General features: G+C 45.1%; 18 protein-coding genes. 14 read left to right on the top strand and 4 right to left on the bottom strand.

From position 1 onward, the window contains the following. Window positions 1-8: 8 nt before the first annotated feature. From RCO25_RS27000 to RCO25_RS26975, 6 genes are all read left to right on the top strand, one after another. Complete coding sequence (locus RCO25_RS27000) at window positions 9-1100, top strand: FG-GAP repeat domain-containing protein (protein ID WP_308999176.1); 1092 nt, start codon at window positions 9-11, stop codon at window positions 1098-1100. Window position 1101: 1 nt separating this feature from the next. Beyond that, the gene (locus tag RCO25_RS26995; RefSeq protein WP_308999175.1) at window positions 1102-2160 is read left to right on the top strand and encodes a Gfo/Idh/MocA family protein; all 1059 of its coding nucleotides are present in this window, start codon (window positions 1102-1104) and stop codon (window positions 2158-2160) included. Between the two features lie 109 nt (window positions 2161-2269). Then, window positions 2270-2830, top strand: a complete 561-nt coding sequence (locus tag RCO25_RS26990; RefSeq protein WP_308999174.1) for an eCIS core domain-containing protein — start codon at window positions 2270-2272, stop codon at window positions 2828-2830. Continuing rightward, entirely contained in the window at window positions 2831-3028 is a 198-nt protein-coding gene (locus tag RCO25_RS34935) for a hypothetical protein (RefSeq protein WP_374992173.1), read from the top strand. 424 nt (window positions 3029-3452) lie between these two features. Beyond that, the gene (locus RCO25_RS26980; RefSeq protein WP_308999173.1) at window positions 3453-5135 is read left to right on the top strand and encodes a glycoside hydrolase family 2 protein; all 1683 of its coding nucleotides are present in this window, start codon (window positions 3453-3455) and stop codon (window positions 5133-5135) included. A 352-nt stretch (window positions 5136-5487) separates the two neighbouring features. Continuing rightward, window positions 5488-6267, top strand: coding sequence for a squalene/phytoene synthase family protein (locus RCO25_RS26975; RefSeq protein WP_308999204.1), 780 nt, complete (start codon window positions 5488-5490; stop codon window positions 6265-6267). A gap of 60 nt (window positions 6268-6327) precedes the next feature. On the opposite strand, the gene RCO25_RS26970 is transcribed toward RCO25_RS26975, so the two are convergent. Next, the gene (locus RCO25_RS26970) at window positions 6328-6570 is read right to left on the bottom strand and encodes a hypothetical protein (RefSeq protein WP_308999172.1); all 243 of its coding nucleotides are present in this window, start codon (window positions 6568-6570) and stop codon (window positions 6328-6330) included. A gap of 421 nt (window positions 6571-6991) precedes the next feature. On the opposite strand from RCO25_RS26970, the gene RCO25_RS26965 reads away from it, so the two are divergent. Next, window positions 6992-7444 carry a MarR family winged helix-turn-helix transcriptional regulator gene (locus tag RCO25_RS26965; RefSeq protein WP_308999171.1) on the top strand — a complete coding sequence of 151 codons (453 nt, stop codon included), beginning with the start codon at window positions 6992-6994 and terminating at the stop codon, window positions 7442-7444. An 83-nt stretch (window positions 7445-7527) separates the two neighbouring features. Beyond that, window positions 7528-8940 carry an MFS transporter gene (locus RCO25_RS26960; protein ID WP_308999170.1) on the top strand — a complete coding sequence of 471 codons (1413 nt, stop codon included), beginning with the start codon at window positions 7528-7530 and terminating at the stop codon, window positions 8938-8940. 213 nt (window positions 8941-9153) lie between these two features. Here RCO25_RS26960 and RCO25_RS26955 read toward each other — a convergent pair whose 3' ends face one another. Continuing rightward, window positions 9154-9915 (bottom strand): SDR family oxidoreductase, encoded by a 762-nt coding sequence (locus RCO25_RS26955; protein ID WP_308999169.1) that lies wholly within the window; start codon window positions 9913-9915, stop codon window positions 9154-9156. 353 nt (window positions 9916-10268) lie between these two features. Here RCO25_RS26955 and sigJ point away from each other — a divergent pair, with 353 nt between their 5' ends. Continuing rightward, on the top strand, window positions 10269-11129 hold the full coding sequence (gene sigJ, locus RCO25_RS26950; RefSeq protein WP_308999203.1) for an RNA polymerase sigma factor SigJ: 861 nt from the start codon (window positions 10269-10271) through the stop codon (window positions 11127-11129). Between the two features lie 167 nt (window positions 11130-11296). Here sigJ and RCO25_RS26945 read toward each other — a convergent pair whose 3' ends face one another. Beyond that, on the bottom strand, window positions 11297-11713 hold the full coding sequence (locus RCO25_RS26945) for a sigma-70 family RNA polymerase sigma factor family protein (protein ID WP_308999168.1): 417 nt from the start codon (window positions 11711-11713) through the stop codon (window positions 11297-11299). 314 nt (window positions 11714-12027) lie between these two features. On the opposite strand from RCO25_RS26945, the gene RCO25_RS34930 reads away from it, so the two are divergent. The 3 genes from RCO25_RS34930 to RCO25_RS26935 all read left to right on the top strand — a co-directional run bounded on the left by RCO25_RS34930 (window position 12028) and on the right by RCO25_RS26935 (window position 15171). Further along, window positions 12028-12390 (top strand): MarR family winged helix-turn-helix transcriptional regulator, encoded by a 363-nt coding sequence (locus tag RCO25_RS34930; protein ID WP_374992172.1) that lies wholly within the window; start codon window positions 12028-12030, stop codon window positions 12388-12390. A gap of 187 nt (window positions 12391-12577) precedes the next feature. Continuing rightward, window positions 12578-13324 (top strand): SDR family NAD(P)-dependent oxidoreductase, encoded by a 747-nt coding sequence (locus RCO25_RS26940; protein ID WP_308999167.1) that lies wholly within the window; start codon window positions 12578-12580, stop codon window positions 13322-13324. A gap of 221 nt (window positions 13325-13545) precedes the next feature. After that, window positions 13546-15171, top strand: coding sequence for an MDR family MFS transporter (locus RCO25_RS26935; RefSeq protein ID WP_308999166.1), 1626 nt, complete (start codon window positions 13546-13548; stop codon window positions 15169-15171). Between the two features lie 65 nt (window positions 15172-15236). Here the strand turns inward: RCO25_RS26935 and RCO25_RS26930 are convergent, their stop codons facing one another. Further along, entirely contained in the window at window positions 15237-15701 is a 465-nt protein-coding gene (locus RCO25_RS26930) for a MarR family winged helix-turn-helix transcriptional regulator (RefSeq protein WP_308999165.1), read from the bottom strand. Window positions 15702-15807: 106 nt separating this feature from the next. Between RCO25_RS26930 and RCO25_RS26925 the strand changes: the two genes are divergently transcribed. Together RCO25_RS26925 and RCO25_RS26920 are read left to right on the top strand one after the other, a co-directional pair. Beyond that, the gene (locus RCO25_RS26925) at window positions 15808-16224 is read left to right on the top strand and encodes a MarR family winged helix-turn-helix transcriptional regulator (protein ID WP_308999164.1); all 417 of its coding nucleotides are present in this window, start codon (window positions 15808-15810) and stop codon (window positions 16222-16224) included. 55 nt (window positions 16225-16279) lie between these two features. Then, window positions 16280-17029, top strand: a complete 750-nt coding sequence (locus RCO25_RS26920; protein WP_308999163.1) for a GTP pyrophosphokinase — start codon at window positions 16280-16282, stop codon at window positions 17027-17029. Window positions 17030-17095: the final 66 nt, after the last annotated feature.

Raw genomic sequence — 17095 nt, 5'->3', positions numbered from 1 at the left:
ATTAGCCGATGCTCAAATTCCACAAGAGGAAGCTCTCTGATGAACGTTACGAGTCATGCTCCGTATTTGATGTTAACGGAGACGGCATCTTAGACATCGTTAGCGGTGCTTATTGGTATAAGGGACCCGATTTTCAAAATAAACATCGAATCTGCGAAGTCGCTGAGATCGACGGTTACCATGATGACTTCTGCGATTTTCCGATGGATGTTGACGGCGACGGGAATATGGATATCATAACGGCCTCTTATTGGAGCCTAGCCGTTCGTTGGCGCAAAAATCCCGGAAGAACGGATACTTTATGGGAAACCATAGATGCGGGTCCGACAGGGAATGTAGAGACGCTTCGTTTTTATGATATCGACGGCTGCGGCATGCCGGAAATATTTCCGAATGCGGTGGATGAGCCGCAGGCGTTTTTTAAGCTCCTGCGCGATGAATCGGGCAAGGGAACGGGTGTTTTTCGAAAAGTGGTTATTGGCACAGAGCCGGCCGGGCATGGGATGGGCTTTGCCGATATCAACGGGGATGGAAGGATGGATATCGTACTTCGCGGAGGTTGGCTGGAGCAGCCGGATAATCCGTATGCGGGCCCGTGGACTTTCCATCCAGAATTTGAACTGGGGTCAGCAAGCATACCGATTGTTGGCCATGATGTAAACGGAGATGGGCGATGTGATATCATCTACGGCTCGGCACATGATTATGGGCTGTTCTGGTTGGAACAACGAATGGCTGATAATGGGCAGCGCGAATGGATAAAGCATGAGATCGATACAAGCGGATCGCAATTTCATGACATGCAGCTCGTTGACTTGGATGGTGACGGCCGATTGGAGCTTGTAACGGGAAAACGGTACCGGGCGCACAATGACGGTGATCCAGGAGCTTTTGACCCTATAGGGTTGTACTACTATTCGATCAAGGACGGCTGCTTTAGCAAACATATTATTGACTTTGGGGAAGCATCGGAAGGGGCTTCGGGAGTCGGCATCTATTTTTGGGTAACGGATTTAAGCGGTAACGGTTATCCGGATATTATCGCGCCGGGCAAGGATGGTTTGTTCCTTTTTGAGAATCGGGGGCCGGGGAGTGATTAACATGAAAAAATTGAAAATTGCTTTTGTAGGAACAGGCGGGATGGGACAGATGGCACATCTCTCCAACTATGCGGTGCTTGGCGATTTATGTGAAGTTACCGCGATCGTGGAGCCCCGTCCGCAGCTGGCCGCTATGATAGCTGCCCGCTACGGAATCGAACAAGTCTATTACGATCACCTGTCACTGCTGGAGAATGGTGGATTCGATGTGATCGTAGCACCGCAGCAATACCGGAAGCACAGCATCCTTATTCCTGATATACTGCGTGCCGGCATTCCGGTGCTTACAGAGAAGCCGCTGTGCCTGACGGTAGAAGCAGGCGAAGAGCTTGTTCGGTTAGGTGAAGAGCGTCAGGTACTGCATATGGTCGGCTATCATAAAAGGTCAGACCCCGCAATGGAATATGCCAAAGCCTGCGTTCAAGAGTGGAAGCAATCCGGTGAATTCGGCCAGCTTCGATATATTCGGATTTCGATGCCGCCAGGCGACTGGGTAGCGGGTGCGGACAAACCGCTGATGACCGAAGAGCCATACCCGGACGGCGGGTGGGAGCCCGAATCTTCTATATTTACGGAACAGCAGAACCTTGAGTATGACAGCTTCGTCAATTATTATATTCATCAAGTCAACGCTATCCGATTTTTCCTAGGGGAGCCTTACCGCTTGACCTTCGGTGATCGCTCCGGCGTTCTGCTGACCGGTGAAAGCGCAAGCGGCGTATGCGTCGCTCTTGAAATGGCAGCCTATCACACGAGCATAGAGTGGCATGAAACCATTTTAATTGCGTTTGATAAAGGCTATTTAAAGATTGAGCTTCCAGCTCCATTAGCAAGGCAGCAAGCCGGGAAAGTGACGATAATGACCGATAACGGGCAAAGTCCGCCCGCATATACCATCCCAATCCTGCCTAATCAGTCGGCAATGCGAAAGCAAGCCATCAATTTTTTGGCAGCAATCCAAGGGACGGTTCAACCGCCTTGTACCGCAAAAGAAGCGCTTGAGGATTTGAAAATAGCAAGAGATTATATCCAACTTATGTCCGCCTATACCTCTGATTAACGGAGCAGATGATTAACTGAACCTGATCTCATCATTTCGCTATCAAGCATACTGCCCGATATGATACTATGAAACTATTATTTCTATTATTCGAGAGCAGGTGCAGGAAATGGCATCACAAAAAATAGATAAAACGACCTCTGGCAATACGGGAGCTGCAAAGTCTGCCCCTAGCAGCACAACGGCTTCCCTGACTGCTGAAGCTGCACATACAAAACAAGCTGCGGGCATACAGCCGAATACGCTGCTGCAGCTTCAGAGTAAAATTGGCAATCGCGGCGTCACTCAGCTGGTTCGATCTCATACGGGAGCCGGTGCCTCTAATGCGGCGGTTCAAAGAAAAACGAATCGGACGGGAATGCCGGATCAATTGAAATCAGGGGTTGAGAGCCTTTCGGGGCTGGCGATGGATGATGTTAAAGTCCATTACAACTCCGCCAAGCCGTCGGAGGTAAATGCGCTTGCTTATGCGCAAGGATCGGATATCCATCTTGGCCCCGGGCAAGAGAAGCATCTGCCGCATGAGGCATGGCATATTGCCCAGCAGAAGCAAGGCCGCGTGAAGCCGACAGTTCAGATGAAGGGCGCTTCGATTAATGATGACGCAGGATTAGAGCATGAAGCGGACGTTATGGGAGCTAAGGCCATATCTGAGCATAGGGACAAATAAATGCCTGGAAAACGGAGACGCTGGGGTTGGAGCGTTATTCTATTATGCGTGCTTTATGTTCTGTACACGGCGTATTCCATAGCAGCTTTTGCCAAGGAGAGCGGGTTTACGCGAACGTACGCGGCCATTGTGCTCGGTGCGGCAGTGATTGAGGATGAGCCTTCACCGGTAAACAAATTTCTACGTTTACCATTGTAAGCGATCCGCTCCATATGAAGCGTGCGCTCCGGATGGCTGAAGATCTCGGCATGGATGCGTATTCCTCGCCAACCCAAACATCCGTATACAGAAGCTGGCGTACAAAGCTGCCCTTTCTATTAAGAGAAGTATTTTTCTATATCGGATATCAAGTCAAAGCACAGACCTGAAGCCGGTAATGCCACGTGTATTTTGAAGGTGCACTTGCGTCCTACCTGTGAAACCGGATTTTTAAATATGGATGAAGAAGCGCTGCGAGGAGTATTGGCTCCTGCAGCGCTTCTTTTTTTAAATCCGAATCTATTATTTTACAAGGCCTTGTGCTTACTCATTTTCATGGTTGGCTCACTCAGGAATGAGAGCTATAATTAAATGACTGATCTGAGAGGCTAGGCGATTGCAGAAACGAAGAGGAGGCTAACAAATGACTAGATTGTTTCAAACGAATGAGCTTCGCAAGGTGCAGCCGCTTGACGGCAGCTGGGATTTCACTGCTGTTCAGGATGAGGAGCTAAAGCTGGAGGAGCTCGTTTATTCCTATAAGCTGACGGTTCCAGGCTGCTGGGAAATGCATCCCGATTTTCTGACCTATAGAGGCAGAGGGGCATATAGAAAGCGAGTAACAATCAAGAACAAAACCTCGCTTCGTTTCGTGTTCAAAGGAGTCAGCCACACCGCCCGCGTGTTTTTTGACGGTGTGCTATTGGCCGAGCATTACAACGCTTATACGGCATTCGACGCGATTGCTAGAGATGTGGAGCCAGGAGAGCATGAGCTTGTCGTGGTTGCGGATAACAGCTTTGGCGAATTTTCCGCCCTGCATGTACCTAACGATTACTATACATACGGCGGTATTAACCGCTCCGCTGCAATGGAGGAAATTAAGGATCTTTATTTGGAACGAATCGCATTTTCCCCGATTTGGGAAAATGGTGAATGGAAGGCTCATATCAAAGCCATTGTTCGACACCTGCAGAGCGAGAAGCAGGATTATCGGATCTGCGTCGAGCTCGGCGGAAAGGAATATGAGCTGGGTGAACTTCATGCTGAAGCTGAGTGCACAACCAGCCTGAGCGGAACCTTCACATTTCCTGAAGCCGAGGCGTGGTCGCCCGAAAAACCTGTTTTGTATGCGCTTAAAGTTGTTTTGTCCGTTGGAGAAGCGAAGATCGATGATCTAATCGAACGGGTAGGTTTTCGCGTTGTAACCACTGAAGGGGGCAAAATACAGCTCAACGGCAAGGATATTGTATTTAAGGGTGTCAATCGCCATGAGGATCACCCGATGGTGGGCTCTGCGATTCCGCATCAGTTAATGGCGGTTGACGCTGATTTAATATCGAATATGGGCTGCAACTCGGTACGGACAAGCCATTATCCGAATGATGAGCTTTTTCTCGATCTATGTGACGAGCGGGGCATACTGGTTTGGGAGGAAAATCATGCTAGGGGCCTAAGCCTGGATCAGATGCAAAACCCTAATTTCCGTTGGCAGTGCGAGCAGGTAAATCGCGAGATGGTGGAGCAGCATTTTAATCATCCATCGATTGTAATATGGGCCATTTTAAATGAATGCGCAAGCCATACCTTGGAAGGCCGGGAGATGTACAAGGAGCAGCTTGAACAAATTCGTGAGCTTGATGCGAGCCGTCCGCTGACCTTCGCTTCCCACCATAGAGAAAACGAGCTTTGCTTCGACTTAGCGGATATCGTATCCTTTAATTTATACCCAGGGTGGTATGGAGACGAGGACCCGGGAGAGCTTTGCGATTTGGCGCGAGGCTGGGCTGACGCAAACGGAGGATTAGGCAAACCGATGATCATGAGCGAGTTCGGCGGTGACGGCTATTACGGCCATCGCGATGCAAGCAGAGTCCGCGGAACAGAGGAGCGGCAAGCGGATATCATTGAAGCCAACTTGTCGGCCTATACTAAAAGAGAGTTCATCTCGGGCATGTTCATCTGGCAGTATTGCGATTGCAGGGTGACCGAAGGAACGGACTGGCTTATTACCAGAGCGGGCACGCAGAACAGCAAGGGGATTGTCGACCGTTATCGGCGACCGAAGCTCGCTTATGCGACCGTGCAGAAATATTTCAAATCATAAAAGAAAGATTGAGCTGAGGGATAGGATTCGGTTCTTCTTCATAAATGGTATGACGGTAATAAATGGCGTGCTAAGCTTAATTCTGCACGCCATTTTTATTTTGATTTACAATGACGCATTTCGTTTAAAAGAACATAAAGGGTTTTGATCAAGCGAATTGAATAATTATCCCAAAACCCTCCAATATTATAATGAAGAAGTTAATTGCTTCCCATAAACTTACAGGCAAAGGTTAGGAAATCGCAGTAACGGTGCACATCTAAATACATGTATGGTATGATATTAATAACAAGTAAAACAAGCTAAAAAGTAAAGCTGCCATAATGAAGGAGTTTTTATTTTGAATGATGCGATGATCATGTTGAAGAAAACGAGCCGTACTTTTTATATCCCTATAAGTCGGTTGAAAGCAGGTTTAAAAGAGGCGGTCGCATCCGCTTATTTATGCATGAGAGCGATTGACGAGATCGAGGATCATGAATCGATTTCAGATGATTTGAAAGTGCAGCTATTACTTGGTGTTCATGAAGTTTTTCAGTCCTCTGACGTGGTCGCGGAATCCCAAAAGCTGCTCTCGCCCTATCGTGATGTGCTGGCTGACGTTACGATGCAGATTCATGAATGGGCACTCCTTTGTCCGCCAACCGTCAATGAAGTGGTTTACCGCCATATAGCCAAAATGTCCAAGCAAATGGCAGATTGGGTCCATGTGAGCTGGAATATTAGAACGGAAGAGGATCTTGATCGCTACACCTATAGTGTCGCTGGCATGGTGGGAGAGATGCTTTCTGAAATCTGGTTTTGGTTCGATGGCACTAAATCGGATCAAGATAAAGCGATAGCTTTTGGCAGAGGCTTGCAAGCCGTAAATATTCTTCGCAATCGCGACGAGGATTTGTCGCGAGGCGTGGATTTCTTCCCGGATGGCTGGGGTGCGAAAGAAATGATTAAATACACGCGCCGCAATTTGAAAATAGCGGATTCTTATATCGTAGATTTAAAGGGCGGACCCGCGTTGGATTTCTGCAAAATCCCTCTCACACTGGCGCATGCAACCGTCAACCTGATCGCGGCTGGCGGCAACAAGCTCACGAGAGATGCGGTTATGAAGCTTGTAAGCAGTATAAATTAATGATCGAATGAAAAAAGCAAGGCTCATGAGCCTTGCTTTTTTGTTATTTTTTGATAGGCATTATACAGACGCCTGCATGCCGGAATTTCTTGTCAAAGAAGAAGGCAGCAATGAGTAAACATTCTGAAGCATAAGCAGCTTAGGACTTAGTTTGAATTTTGAGCCCGAAAAGGTGCACCGGTCATAATTGAATAGCAGTGATTCGATATGGATGGTGCAGTCTGTAAAGGAGCAGCCGATATAATGAGAGCCGTCGAAGTAAACATCCTCGTTTTTATATGCTTTGTTCATAATGTATTCCATATTTTTTTCCCCCTATGATTAAGTGCAACTCTATTAAATGATATGCAGCTTCTTTATTTCTAATGTGTATAACCGCTTTTCCGGCATTTGAAACAATAGATTGATAGCTTTATATTAGGGAAAAATCAGGATTGGACGGTTGATTTGCTATCTACTCTGTTCAATGGTGCCCATATGACGGAAAGCAAGCAATTAAAAGGTGAAGAACTTTCTGATCAATGCGATATATTATGTTATATAATATAACATACAATCATTGTTTTTTGTTAATTTTTCAAAATTAATGTATTCTCATTATTTTTATATGGTTATATGTCATGTATAGTGACATAAAGGTTGAAATCTAATCGATATTGACAAATCGATTGTTCCATCTTATTATTAGTTTGAATTCAAACTAATTTAAGGGGTGAGACTCCGCATGGGCCGAGAATCCTTTATCACCCGTTTTCCTTGGGAGCAAGAGGACAGCAGTACCTTATTGATTAAGCTCGCCTTCATCAACATTCGCCGTGAAATCGAAACCGCTCTTCGTCCGCTTGGCTTGACCCCCCAGCAATCGCAGTCGCTTCATTTGCTTGCGATGAAACCCGGGGCGATGAATGCCGATTTGGAGAAGCTTCTTTACATCGACAAGTCGAGTGTAACCAGCATAATCAATGGCATGGTGAAACGCGGATGGGTAGTCCGCCGCGAGCATGAGCAAGATGCCAGAATGAAACGTATCTTCTTGACGGATGAAGGACTACAGATGTACAAGCTAACTACCCACGCCGTTCAGCAGGCAAAGGATAAATCGAATCAGCTTCTAACAAAGGATGAAACAGCTACCCTTCATGATTTATTGAAAAAAATTATAAAAGCTTACGAATAGCGAAGGTGCCTGCTAAATTTTTTTGTAATTTTGTTTGAATTCAAACGATATACTATTTTAAAAAAAGAAAGGATGTTTAGAAAATGGAAGCCGCAGTCGTACAAAACAATGGCGAGAAGCTGATGCCTATTTTAGCATTTACGTTAGTCTTCTCGATTATGAATGCTTCGATGTTTAATGTGGTTATGCCTGTCATCAGCAAGGAGTTTGGCATCACGCCCTCGCAGGTCAGCTGGCTCCTAACGGGTTATATGATCGTTTACGCCGTAGGCTCCGTTACATACGGTAAGCTTGCCGACAAATATCGATTGAAGGATTTATTAACCTTCGGACTAATTTTCTTTGCGCTTGGCTCTGTCGTAGGGCTGATAGCTACTGAATATTGGATGATTGTGCTTGGACGAATTTTGCAAGCCAGCGGTGCGGCTGTTATTCCCGCCACGGCAATGATTGTTCCTGTTCGTTACTTCACGCCGGAGAAGCGGGGCAGAGCACTCGGTACCGTTGCCGCAGGTCTTGCCCTCGGAACTGCGTTGGCTCCTATAGTAGCAGGTCTAGTCACGACCTTTGCGAGCTGGCGGTTTCTGTTTTTATTATCGCTGATCCCGCTGCTTGCACTGCCATTCTTTCGGAGATATTTGGATAACCAAAAAGGCAGCACGAAAAACATCGACTTTTTGGGAGGAATACTGCTAGGCGGAGCAGTCGCATTATCGCTGCTTGCGATTTCACTTGGGGAGTGGCTGCTCGCGCTGGGCGGGGCCGTGCTGCTAATTTTGTTCATTATTCGCATCCGGACAGCAGCTGATCCTTTTATCCATCCAAAGCTATTTAGCAATAAGAAGTATTCCATGGGTTTATTTATTACCTTTCTCGCAACCGCATTAAGCTTTGGCATGCCTTTCGTAACGCCGCAGTTTCTATCCGGATTAAATCAATTGTCTCCAGCAGTCATTGGTCTAATCATGTTTCCGGCTGCAATTACTTCCGCATTCTTGGGACGCAGGGGAGGCAGGCTGGCGGATGAGAAGGGCAATTCATTTCTAGTGTACACGGCAATTTCACTCAGCTTTGTTTGCTTCGTTTTGCTTTCAATTTTTGTGGGAGCATCGCCATATCTTATCCTGTTTCTGCTGATATTCGGTAATACGGGTCAAACGTTTATGCAAATTGCCATGTCTAATACCATTTCCAGAACGCTCACCAAGGAGCAAATTGGTGTAGGGATGGGATTAATGTCCTTGCTCAATTTTATCTCTGGCGCGATGTCTACAAGCGTTATTGGCAAGCTGCTGGACACAAAGGAAACGTCATTTCATTTGAATCCGGTGGCTGTGTATAACGGAGCTTATGTTTACAGCAATATCTTTTTTACTCTAGCTATTCTGGCAGCTGTTATTGTTTGCATTTATTATTTTTCTTTCAGTGCTTTCAGCGGAAAAAGAGGGATGAAGGCAAAGCTCGATGAGCGTAAATCCTCGTCTACAACGGCGTAGATGCATAGTAAAAAGCATTCTCAGCCATAAGGCATAAGGCTGTAATGAGCAAAAAAAATAAACAACACTATGGGCCGTCCTTATGGAAATTAGGGGCGGCTTACATTCGTTAACGAGATGGTCTGATATTGAATATCGCACTTCCCAAAGGCAAAAAAAGAACCCTTTGCAGGGTTCTTGGAAGAGACGATTAATGAGTTGAACTAGACGGCATTACACTTTAGAAGTGGAACGGTTGAGCCAATCCTCAAAGCGCGTCGAGGCAATGCGTGCGTTGCTATCGCTTGGAACGAGAGATTGATCATTCACCGCTGCTGATCCGAAGTAGAGCGCGTTGGAATCTGTGACCACCTGGCGTGTGTCTTGATTTGCGCTCAAGAATTGTCGAACGAGTTGGTCGAGAGGAATCTGATCTGGACCAGCCACTTCGACAATGCCATTCACTGGCTCCTCAAGTGTGAAATCGGCCAACGCGGCTGCAACATCATCCGAAACGATAGGCTGCGTAAGAGCGGAAGGCAGACGGACAATTTCCCCTTCTGTCGCCACATAGGCGATGCTGCCGACGAACTCGAAGAACTGCGTCGCGCGGACGATTGTATAAGGGATGTTTGAAGCCGTGATTAGGTCTTCTTGGGCCCTCTTCGCACGGAAATAACCACTTTGGAGCAGGCGGTCTGTACCAACGACCGATAGCGCAACATGATGTTTCACTCCGGCAGCCGCTTCAGCGGCAAGGAGGTTTCGAGTGGACGTTTCGAAGAACTCCAAGACTGCCTTATCCTCGAATGAAGGAGAGTTCGACACGTCTACGACAACTTGAGCACCGCTAAGGACATCAGCAAGTCCCTCACCAGTAACGGCATTTATGCCAGCAGAAGGCGATGCCGCCAATACCTCATGGCCAAGCTTACGAAGGTTGTTTACAAGTTTTGTTCCAATAAGTCCAGTCCCGCCAATAACTACAATTTTCATGTATATCCTCCTAGTTTTGTAGCCCATATATAAGGGCTGATCAATTTTCAAATCTCGCTCAGATAGGCGGTCTTTCTCCCATTCGAATCCTAGCTTGAACATATAACGATGCTCCGATTCATTTCGTGACAAGCAAGCGGGTATCAAGAATTGGAAAAGATACGGCTCCTGATTGGATTACTGAAGTATCTAAACAATCTTTTCTAGCTATACATATTAAAAACGAAGTATGAAATGATATCGATATAAGCAAGGACTTGCGTTTGTCACAAAATCGATCCTCATCTCGTTTAATGAAAGGCCCTTATTCTAAGGAGAATAGAGTGTATAAGAATAAGATTGGAGGTGGAATGATGCAAGAATTGTACAATCAGTATAAAGGGCTGTTGTTTAAGCTCGCCTACCAGCTAACCGGATCAGTATCTGATGCGGAGGATGTTGTACAGGACGTTTTTCTAAAGATATATGACGTACCGCCTGAGAAGCTGACTGAGCCGAAAGCTTATCTTTGCAAAATGGTCACGAATCGCTGTAGGGATTTACACAAGTCAGCCCGCAAGAAGCGGGAACAATATTATGGTGAATGGCTGCCAGAGCCCTTTCTTAGTTCTGAAGTTGATTCAATGGACTCGGTCATTCAAGACGATCTCTTGTCGTATGCGATGCTTGTGCTGCTAGAAAAGTTATCTCCTACTGAACGGATTGTTTTTGTCCTTCATGAGGCGCTTAGCTTCGAGTATCGCGAGATCGCTGTGCTCATTGAAAAAAGCGAAGTGAATTGCCGGAAACTGCTTAGCCGTGCGAGAACAAAGATGGGAATTGAGTCAGAAGAACTTGTTCATACGGAAACAGCCAACAGCGAGTGGGTTCATGGCTTCATGGCGGCGCTCAAGCAAGGAAACCTGAACCAAATCTTATCAATGCTTGATCAGGACGTTATCCTTGTCTCAGACGGAGGAGGCAAAGTAACTGCCGCAGTCGATCCGATCGAAACGCGGGAACTCGTTGCGCAGTTTCTTCTTGGTCCGGTACGCCAGGCTTCTATGAAAGAAGGAATCCCGGTAATTGAAATTGGCCAAATAAATGGACAACCCGGACTCATTCTTCGATCAAGCGAGGGCATTCATACGGTGGCGATGCTTCATATCGAGGAGAATAAGATTCAAAACTTATATGTTGTTCGAAACCCTGATAAGCTGAAGCATGTAGGATAAGCGGCTATTCCAAATAAAGTAGCCGCATCATATTCAGATTTAACAGCAAGTATAAGAATGTTAGTTCCCAAAATAAGGGCGATTTTTACTTTAAGATGAGGGATCAAGTTCGTGCCTTTGGGCATTGTCAAAACTTGATCCCATTCTTAGGTTCCCAAAAGGGGATTTTATGAAAATTTGTTTAAGCCTATATGTTTTAATTTATCCGGATTCACGATAATGAATATTCCTTGAACCATCGTAGTTTGGGGCTCCCGATCAAAACTAATGACCCCGATTGGAATGTCTTCTTTTGTGATTAATATCCCTTGTTGTCCATTGATCTTGACTGACTGTGCTTTGGATCTGAGAAATATTGTTAATGCCAATGCATTTAAAATAACGAGTATGAGTTTTCTGCTGTATATTGGACGGATTAAAGTAAATACTTTCCCTCCTCCGTCAACAATTAACACAACATCTTCAGTAATCAATTCCAAAAGTGATTCAGAGTTTCCACTCGTAAGGGCATACATGAACTGGTTCACAAACCTTGCTTTGTCGTCAAACCTGCTATTGTTCATAATATCTTCGATCCTCCCCATTGTTTAGAAGTTCCCCTAAATATATTTTGTTATGTTACCAATAAAACGCTTGGCGACGTTAATTTGTGACATGTACCAGCATTTACCTCTTAGAACGCTCTAGTCTGCTAACAAACTTATTTCAAAACTGTAGATACGTTTCCTGATGTTACGCACTTGACAATATGATTTGCGATAAATTATAGTTAACGTATGAATGGTTAACTGATTAACTATATAGCAGGAGGTCATGTCGTATTGAAAAATGGAGTCCTTTTGAACAACCGATTCTGTCGGTAAATGTTTTTCTTACACTTTATAAAACAAATCATCATTTGGTCCAACAATTGGAGGAACAACTAGGAAAGTTTGATCTGACATTGGGGCGGTGGTGTGTACTCGTTGCACTCAAATCCAGCGGCAGAGCGATGGTTCCTTCCGAGTTAAGCGACGACCTTGCTGTTACGAGGGCAAATATAAGCAATTTATTAAATGCTCTGGAGAAAGCTGGCCGCATCCGAAGGAATTTCGACCCAACCAATAGGAGAAGAATTCTAGTCAGTTTAACACCAGAAGGTCATGAGATTATTTTGAATGTGTGGCCTGTATATGAACAAACTATCTTTCAAAATGTAGGTAATAAACTTACTCAGGAAGAACAGAATCAGTTGAAAGACCTGTTGAAAAAGTTGTTTTAAGAAATATGACTTTCTGTCCTTTTTATAGGACAGATTCGAGTAATAGTTAATTGATTAATTATTAATTCATTAATTGTTTATGTATGTGCTTTGAAGCTGGAAATGGCTGCGGGTCTACAAAAAAGCTATCGAAAAGCTAAGTGGCACTAAGCATGAAATATAATTTAAATTCTAAGGAGACATGAACATGTTAAAAGACAAGGTTGTAATCATCACAGGTGGAGGTGCCGGTATCGGACTGGCAGCGGCACGGTTATTTGTAGAAAAGGGGGCAAAAGTGCTCATTACCGGTCGTAAAACGGGCCCGTTGGAGGAGATTGCCGCTAGTGACCCGAACATTAAGGCTTTTACGGCGGATGTAAGTGATCCGGAGTCTGCGACCAGAACGGTTGCAGCCGCAATTGAACATTGGGGGCGACTCGATTTAATCGTGAACAATGCTGGAAGTGGTGTCATACAGCCGCTTATCGATGCAAACTTGAAATCAATAAATGATATTTTCGCTGTAAATGTGGCTGGGCCTACAATGCTTGCCGCAGCAGCGATCACTCATCTAGAAGAAACCAAAGGTTCGATAATCAATATTTCAAGTACTTATGGCAGTAAAGCAGCGGCCGGCTTATCACTGTATGCAGCGAGCAAAGCTGCTATGGAACATCTGACGCGGTGCTGGGCTCTTGAACTCGCTCCGAAGGGCATTCGTGTAAATGCGGTCGCGAGCGGACCTGTCGAAACTGCGTTCCTTCGCGACCGCATGGGACTTACTGACGAGCAGATTAATGAAGTTAAAGAACATGAGCGTCAGATAATTCCGCTGGGAAGACGTGGTGAGCCGGATGATGTAGCACGATGGATCGTGAATTTAGCGGATGCGGATTCAGGTTGGATCACGGGTCAAATCATTGGAGTTGACGGTGGACTCGTCATATCTTGATCAAACATATTATGAAGCGAAAAACAAGCCAGAGGTTGCTCAGGCTTGTTTTTTTGCGTTTTTGTCAGTTTTTTTTGTGATAGCGAAATCAAAGATTTAGCAGTTGTTTTAGTACTAAAGTTATTGTATCATTATAAAATAGGTAGGCAACCTAATTAAATGTTTTAAGTAGTCTGGCTGCCAATTGGCCATAATAAATAAATATTAGGAGTGCAGGGCATATGGAGCATTTGACACAAAAGAAAAAGTTAACCATTATGATTGCTCTGATGGCAGCTATGTTCTTCGCTGCAATCAACCAGACCATCGTAAGTACAGCAATGCCGCGAATTATCGCGATTTTAGGGGGCATTGAGTATTACACCTGGGTAATCACGATTTATATGCTCACTTCTACGATAGCAACCGTACTTGTGGGGAAGTTATCCGATATTTATGGACGGAAACCTTTTCTCTTAGCGGGTATTGTGTTTTTCATTATCGGCGCGTTTCTCTGCGGAACTTCAACCACGGTTTTTCAATTGATAACGTACCGCGGCATTCAAGGTTTAGGCGGCGGTATCCTCATGTCGGCTACGGTTACCGCTGTCGGAGATTTGTTCGCTCCGCGTGAGAGAGCCAAATGGACCGGCATCATGATGGCAGTTTTTGGTTTCTCGAGCGTTATTGGACCGACACTCGGCGGCTTTTTAGTCGATCATATCGCATGGAAATGGATTTTCTGGATCTTCCTGCCGCTTGGCCTCGTAGCATTCGGGATGATATGGTCGATGTTTCCGAAAACAGCAAGGAAGACGTCGGAATCGATTGATTACCTTGGCTCTTTATTCTTAACGTTAATGTTGATTTCGCTGCTTCTAGGTTTCTCGTGGGCAGGAACCAAATATGATTGGGGCTCCTCTCAGATTATTGGCCTGCTTGCAGCTTCCATCGTTTTCTTAATTATTTTGCTGCTTGTGGAACGTAAAGCAAAAAGCCCTGTTTTACCGTTATCGCTGTTTAAAAACAGTATCGTAACGATTTCCAATTCAATTGGTTTTCTCATGAACGCCGGAATGATGGGCGCAATGATGTACCTGCCGTTTTTCGTGCAGGGCGTTCTCGGAATTTCCCCTACTAACTCTGGCTTTGTCAATATGCCGATGTCGATCGCGATGATCTTCCTGAGCACTATGTCCGGACGTTGGATTTCTAAATCAGGCAAGTACAAACGTTTTGCCATCGCAGGGATGCCGTTTATGGTTGTCGGCATGCTCTTGATGGCCTTTATGAATAATGTTGGAGTTGCGGTCGCGGCGATGATCGTTTTCGGTATCGGGCTTGGGATTTCAATGCCGGTATTCACGCTTACGGTTCAAAATGCTGTTGCTCCGACACAGCTTGGCGTGGCAACCGCAACTGCAACCTTGTTCCGTAACTTAGGCGGCACAATCGGAATTGCGGTGATGGGTACAGTGATGAACTCGACGATGTCGAGCAAGCTGGAGGCTGCCGTAAAAGCAGGCGAGGGTCCGGATTTGTCGCAGGTAGATCCCGAAACGGCAAAGCAGCTTTCGAGTTTCTTGAATCCGCAAATGCTGCTTGACCAACCTAAGCTTAAGGAGCTGCATGCAACGCTCCCTGAACAAGTTCAGCCTATGTTTACGCATATTATCGAAATGGTTCGTTCGGTATTAAGCGATTCGCTAACCGTTGTATTTTTATTCGGCATGTCACTCTTGGTCGTAGCGTTCGTTCTTGTTCTTTTCTTGAAGGAAATTCCTTTGCGCTCCTCGAATGACATGAAAGCCAAAGTCGAAGCGGAACAAACAGAGCTGATCAAAAAAGAGCCTGCTCTCAATGCTTGAGAGCGGCTCTTATAGAAAGGATTTCACCTGCAGCTGCTGCAGCAGGTGAAATCCTCTTTCTGTATTTATTGATCCTCTGCATTGTTCGCAGACTTGAGATATTCGAATACTTGATTCAGCATAACGATCAGCTGGTCGGATTGTTCTTTGCCCAATTGGTCAATGATGCCTTTGAAAATGGAATGAAAACGATCGATCGCCTTGGTGGCCAGCTGATCGCCTTTATCTGTTAATGTGATTTCGGTTATTCTGCGGTCGGTTTTATCCGCTGTTCTTATCACGTAACCGGCTGCAATAAGGCTGTTGAGCATCTGCGTAACGGTAGGGGACGTGACCTGCAGGATTTTGCTGATCTCCGTTACCGTAGTACCCGTTCCAACTTTGTCATTGCTCTGCTTGACACAAGCGAGCATTCTAATTTCGCTCGCTTTTAGACCGCCCCACATCGTTTTTTTACGCCAGTCCGCTTTAGCGAAACGTTGAAAAACATCTATAAGATCCGTCAGATTAGCGTATTTATCTCCGCTCATTCGATTCACCTCGGTGAATATATTTTATAAATTAATTAGGTAACCAAAGTAATTATAGTAATGATTAACTGCAGAAGTCAATCCTGTACAAGAAAAGAGGTGCAGCATGAACAACGATGTGGAGTGGAAGGTAGTATACCCGATTTTGAAGAGTGTATATAAGAAATTGAGAGAGGAGTGGCATAAAGGCTCCGATTGCAGTTTTTCTATAAACCAAACAAGAATGCTTCAATTTTTGAATCGAAAAAGTCCTATGAAATCAACGGAGTTAGCTGAACTGCTATTTATTACTGCGGGCGGAGTTACGCTTATGGGGGACAAGCTCTTAGAGAGAGGTTTAATTCATCGATTGCGCTGCGATGAGGATAGACGCGTCGTGCTTCTTGCCATTACGGATGACGGGAAAAAATATATCGAATCTTTTGAAGAAAGAGACGAAGCTATTATACAATATATCAGCGAGCGCATTTCCAATGAGGACCTGCAGCATTTAAAACGCATTTTCAAGCTGCTTGATAGCTAGCAGGTCTTCATTCAATGATCAAAACCCACAGGAATCGGAAGGGGATCACAAAAGCATGGCGATGGATCAAATGCATAAGATGAAAGAAATAAAGCAGCAAGTTACACGGTTTTTGATGATGTATAAATTTGCGCTGCAAGAGCTGGAAACGAAAGTTGAAATTTTAAAAGAGGAATTTCAATTGCTGCATGAGTATAATCCCATCGAGCATACAAGCTCACGGTTGAAATCACCAAAGAGCATCATTGAAAAAATGTTTAGAAAGCAAAGCGATCTTACTTTTACCAGCATTCGAGATCATATAAAAGACATCGCCGGCCTGCGAATTAATTGCTCCTTTATCTCCGATATCTACCGGATAAGCGATATGCTGCAAAATCAAAGCGACTTGAAATTGCTGGCTGTCAAGGATTATATCAAGAATCCTAAACCAAATGGCTATCAAAGCCTCCATCTTCTCATCGAGGTACCTGTGTTTATATCGGACAGACGCGAGAATGTTTGCGTAGAGGTGCAAATACGCACGATTGCTATGGATTTTTGGGCTAGTTTAGAGCACAAGATTTTTTATAAGTATAAGCATGCAATACCGCCTCACCTCTTACAAGAATTGAAAGAAGCTGCAGATTCTGCGGCAGCACTGGATAAGAAAATGGAACGCTTGCATAACGAAATCGAAGAAATCAAGGAAGAAAGCGAAAATGATTTGGGGGATGAGATGATTCGGCTGCTCATGGGCAATCAAAGAGGCTCGATCCCAACGATGCTGCTTGAACTTTTCGAAGAGGGTCAGCAAAAAAAATAGTCGTGAACCCTTAAACCGCGACATAAAGTGAAAGTAGCGCGATAACGTGCTGCCAAGCTTAATGCG

It is taken from the genome of Paenibacillus sp. LHD-38, assembly GCF_031157315.1.
GTDB lineage: Bacteria > Bacillota > Bacilli > Paenibacillales > Paenibacillaceae > Pristimantibacillus.
This window is presented reverse-complemented; position numbering and strand designations above follow the sequence as displayed.

Bases quoted from the DNA above. Each gene is read 5' to 3' on its own strand.
- RCO25_RS26975 (WP_308999204.1), top strand. From the start codon at position 5,488: ATGATCATGTTGAAGAAAACGAGCCGTACTTTTTATATCCCTATAAGT.
- RCO25_RS26940 (WP_308999167.1), top strand. From the start codon at position 12,578: ATGTTAAAAGACAAGGTTGTAATCATCACAGGTGGAGGTGCCGGTATC.
- RCO25_RS26960 (WP_308999170.1), top strand. From the start codon at position 7,528: ATGGAAGCCGCAGTCGTACAAAACAATGGCGAGAAGCTGATGCCTATT.
- RCO25_RS26925 (WP_308999164.1), top strand. From the start codon at position 15,808: ATGAACAACGATGTGGAGTGGAAGGTAGTATACCCGATTTTGAAGAGT.
- RCO25_RS26980 (WP_308999173.1), top strand. From the start codon at position 3,453: ATGACTAGATTGTTTCAAACGAATGAGCTTCGCAAGGTGCAGCCGCTT.
- sigJ (WP_308999203.1), top strand. From the start codon at position 10,269: ATGCAAGAATTGTACAATCAGTATAAAGGGCTGTTGTTTAAGCTCGCC.
- RCO25_RS34935 (WP_374992173.1), top strand. From the start codon at position 2,831: ATGCCTGGAAAACGGAGACGCTGGGGTTGGAGCGTTATTCTATTATGC.
- RCO25_RS26990 (WP_308999174.1), top strand. From the start codon at position 2,270: ATGGCATCACAAAAAATAGATAAAACGACCTCTGGCAATACGGGAGCT.
- RCO25_RS26935 (WP_308999166.1), top strand. From the start codon at position 13,546: ATGGAGCATTTGACACAAAAGAAAAAGTTAACCATTATGATTGCTCTG.
- RCO25_RS26970 (WP_308999172.1), bottom strand. From the start codon at position 6,570: ATGGAATACATTATGAACAAAGCATATAAAAACGAGGATGTTTACTTC.
- RCO25_RS26995 (WP_308999175.1), top strand. From the start codon at position 1,102: ATGAAAAAATTGAAAATTGCTTTTGTAGGAACAGGCGGGATGGGACAG.
- RCO25_RS26965 (WP_308999171.1), top strand. From the start codon at position 6,992: ATGGGCCGAGAATCCTTTATCACCCGTTTTCCTTGGGAGCAAGAGGAC.
- RCO25_RS26945 (WP_308999168.1), bottom strand. From the start codon at position 11,713: ATGGGGAGGATCGAAGATATTATGAACAATAGCAGGTTTGACGACAAA.
- RCO25_RS27000 (WP_308999176.1), top strand. From the start codon at position 9: ATGCTCAAATTCCACAAGAGGAAGCTCTCTGATGAACGTTACGAGTCA.
- RCO25_RS26930 (WP_308999165.1), bottom strand. From the start codon at position 15,701: ATGAGCGGAGATAAATACGCTAATCTGACGGATCTTATAGATGTTTTT.
- RCO25_RS26920 (WP_308999163.1), top strand. From the start codon at position 16,280: ATGGCGATGGATCAAATGCATAAGATGAAAGAAATAAAGCAGCAAGTT.
- RCO25_RS26955 (WP_308999169.1), bottom strand. From the start codon at position 9,915: ATGAAAATTGTAGTTATTGGCGGGACTGGACTTATTGGAACAAAACTT.